At 64.7% G+C, this 3,507-nt stretch carries 3 protein-coding genes; 1 reads left to right on the top strand and 2 read right to left on the bottom strand.

Annotation, left to right across the window (positions count from 1 at the left end; all coding sequences use genetic code 11):
* Positions 1-1,483: DUF748 domain-containing protein (locus tag C2I19_RS20090; protein ID WP_158253779.1), on the bottom strand; the 1,483-nt coding region annotated here is incomplete at its 3' end.
* 359 nt (positions 1,484-1,842) lie between these two features.
* Between C2I19_RS20090 and C2I19_RS20095 the strand changes: the two genes are divergently transcribed.
* Positions 1,843-3,183: a glutamine synthetase family protein gene (locus tag C2I19_RS20095; protein ID WP_103904370.1), complete on the top strand. Its 1,341-nt coding sequence runs from the start codon at positions 1,843-1,845 to the stop codon at positions 3,181-3,183.
* Between the two features lie 5 nt (positions 3,184-3,188).
* Here C2I19_RS20095 and C2I19_RS20100 read toward each other — a convergent pair.
* A partial coding sequence (locus C2I19_RS20100; RefSeq protein WP_199181298.1) for a phage integrase N-terminal SAM-like domain-containing protein occupies positions 3,189-3,507 on the bottom strand: 319 nt, incomplete at its 5' end.

Raw genomic sequence — 3,507 nt, forward strand, 5'->3', positions numbered from 1 at the left:
TCTTGGCGCTTTGCGCGGCGGGGGCGCGCGGGCGTTGCGCCAGCAGTTTTTGCAGCTGCAGCTTGCCGTCGCGCTCGCGCTGCAGCGACAGCTTCAGGCCGCTCAGCGCGATGTCGCCCGGTTTGACGCTATGGCGCTTCATGTCCAGCAGGGACGGCGCCAGTTCGGCGCCTTGCAGGCTCAGCCAGGGCTGGCCGCCGGCGGCGGACAGCGTCAGGTCGGCTAGGCTTAGCCCGGCTTGCTCCAGCCGCAGGCCGCGCTCGGGGTCCAGCGTCAGCCGGGTTTGCAGGCGCGGAATGGCGGTTTCCAGCTTGAGCGGCTGCGCAAAGGCCTGGTCGCTCCAGGCGGCGCGCCAGTCAGTGAGGCGTATGCTCTCCAGCTTGACCATCCAGGGCGAGGGCTTGGCCGGCGCGGCGGGCGCCGGCGTGGACTCGGGCAGCGCCCGCAGCCAGTTCACGCGGCCCGCCGCGTCGCGGCCGGCGCTGAGGCGGCCGCCGTTCAGCTCCACGCGTTGCACGGTCAACAGCGAGTGCGACAGATCGAGCGCGCCGCCTTCGACTTTCAGCTCCGGCAGCGTCAGTTCGGCCCCGTCCGGCCCCTTCAGCTTCAATTTTTGCAGGCTGGCGCTCAGCGACGACACCGTCAGCTCCGGCGTCTTGCCGCTGAGGTCCAACTGGTAGCGGGCGTCCACGGTCAGCGCGCCCTCAGGCTTGTCTGCGTGGAAATACGGCTTGACGTAGTCCCAGGCGGTGGCCAGCGGCAGGCCGCCGATATGGGCCTCGCCGCTCGATTGCAGCGGCTGCAGCTGCATGCTGCCGCGCCAATCGAAGCGGCCGCCGCCTTCCAGTTCGGCGTGCAGCGCGTAGCGGCCGTTTTCGGCCAGCGTGGACAGATTGCTGAGGCTGAGGTTGATAGGCATCAGCCGGAAGCGCTCGGCCTGGCCCGTTTCATGGTCGCTCAGGCGGATCTGGCCGTCGCGCAGATTGATGGCGTTCACCGTCAGCCTGGGCAGCTTTTCCGGCGTGGAGCCGGCGTCCAGCCGCGCCGGGCCGGAGATGTCCGACGCGAACTTTTCCCAGTTCCAGCGGCCGGAGGAATCGCGGTCCAGCCACAGCTGCGGGCTGTCCAGCGTGAACTCGCTGGCTTGCCAGCGGCCAAACAGCAGCGCATGCAGGTCCGCGTTCAGATACAGGCGGCGCGCCTGGAACAGCGGCCGGCCGTCGCCTTCGCGCAGGGCCACGCCGTTCAGCGTCAGCTCCATGCTCCACGGCACGATACGCACTTCGGCGATGGCCAGCTGCCGGCCATGCTTGCGCGCCCAGTCTGAGGCCGCCTGTTGCAACAGCTTGGGCGCGGCCAGACCGAGAAAGGCCCAGCAGGCCAGCAGCAGGGCGAAGGCTACAGCCAGCCAGCGCAGCCAGCGGCGGGATTTGCGAGGGGCGGGGGAGGGGGAGGCCGTATCGGCCTGAGCAGCGGTATTCATATCGTTTAATTCTAATTCACTTTCAGGCCGCCGTCCTGTTGCGTTGTTTGTCCTATTGTTGACCATGCTTGACCGTTTAAAGCGCTGCGCCCGTTGCTAGCCGGCGCGGTGGCTGGCTAGGATGGAACCGTGTTCAAAATCTTGAACGCGGAATTGATCAAATCTTTATCACGAAAGGGAGATGATTTTGCAGTCTCGAAACCGGCCGCGCCGGTCATTCACCGTATTTTCAACGGCGGCTAGCATGCCGCTGCTGGCGGACCGCTGCCTGTTCCTGCTTCAGGCCAGGCGGCGCAACACGCTGGCCAACCCGGCCCGGCTGCTAGGCAGCTCGGGCGCACACACGTAATAGAGGCCTTATGGACAGTGCCCATACTATCAATCAATGGCTAGACGAACACCATATCACCGAGGTGGAGTGTCTGATCCCGGACATGACCGGCCTCGCCCGCGGCAAGATCGTGCCGCGGCACAAGTACAATCCCGCCGAAGGCTTGCGCCTGCCGGAAGCTGTGCTGTCGATGACGGTGACCGGCGATTATCCGGACCGCGATTTCACCTCGGTGGCGGACCCGGACATGAAGCTGATCCCGGACGCCAGCACCCTGCGGCCGGTGCCGTGGAACAAGGAGCCGACGGCGCAGATCATCCATGACTGTTACAGCTTCGATGGCCAGGCGGTGGACCTGGCGCCGCGCAATGTGCTCAAGCGGATATTGAAGCTGTACGAGGACAAAGGCTGGAAAGCCGTGATCGCGCCGGAGATGGAGTTCTACCTGGTGGAAATCCAGCCGGACGAAGACCTGCCGCTGAGGCCGCCGGTGGGCCGCACTCGCCGCACCGAAGCCGGCATGCAGAGCTTTTCCATAGACGCGGTCAACGAATACGACGACATCTTCGACGTGATGTACGACTGGTGCGAGGCCCAGGGCCTGGAGCTGGACACGCTGATCCACGAGATGGGCACGGCCCAGATGGAGATCAACCTGGACCACGGCGACCCGCTGCAACTGGCCGACCAGGTTTTCCTGTTCAAGCGCACCGTGCGCGAGGTGGCCATCCGCAACAATATGTACGCCACCTTCATGGCCAAACCCATGCAAGGCCAGCCCGGCAGCGCCATGCACATGCACCAGAGCGTGGTGGACATCGCCAGCGGCCGCAACATCTTCAGCCAGGACGACGGCAGCCCGTCGCCGGCCTTCCTGCACTTCATCGGCGGCCTGCAGCGCTACCTGCCGGCGTCCATGCCATTCTTCGCGCCGTATGTGAACTCCTACCGCCGGCTCAGCCGTTACACCTCCGCGCCCATCAACCTGAGCTGGGGCTACGACAACCGCACCTGCGGCCTGCGCGTGCCGCACTCCGGGCCGGAAGCGCGGCGGGTGGAAAACCGCCTGGCCGGCGTGGACGTCAATCCCTATCTGGCGATGGCCGCCAGCCTGGCCTGCGGCTACCTGGGCATGCGCGACAAGCTGGAGCCGTCCGAGCCGCTGACCGGCAGCGCCTACGAGCAGCCGCACCAGCTGCCGCGCCACCTGGACGACGCCATCGACATGCTGCTGCGCTGCAAGCCGCTGGCGGAGTTGTTCGGCGAGCATTTCGTCGAAACCTACGCCGCGATCAAGGAAGCCGAGTACCGCGAATATTTCGACGTGATCAGCCCCTGGGAGCGGCGCTTCCTGCTGTTGCACGTCTAGTTGTACTAGCCGATCAGCCTACGCCTTCCCGCCCTATGGGCCGGAAGGCGTTTTTGTGCCTGCCGCACGGATGTGACCTCATCCAGCCAGGGAAATGCCTGCCCCAATACCTCTCGATATAAAAATAGCAAAGCCGCCTTGGTTTGATTTTGCGTGGAAGCGGAAACTTGGCGTTCTGATGCCAGAAATGAAAAATAAACCTCCACTTCCGCTTTGCCCATCTCCATAGCAGGGCCATTCAATGCTATCTCATGCCAGCTTGCATAGCGCCAGTAACTGGTCTGGCGACCAACCCAGTTGTTCGCGTGCCGCTTTGATATTGTG

The sequence above is a fragment of the Chromobacterium alticapitis genome, from assembly GCF_002924365.1.
GTDB lineage: Bacteria > Pseudomonadota > Gammaproteobacteria > Burkholderiales > Chromobacteriaceae > Chromobacterium > Chromobacterium alticapitis.

Coding starts and splice junctions, on each gene's coding strand:
- C2I19_RS20095 (WP_103904370.1), top strand. CDS start 1,843: ATGGACAGTGCCCATACTATCAATCAATGGCTAGACGAACACCATATC.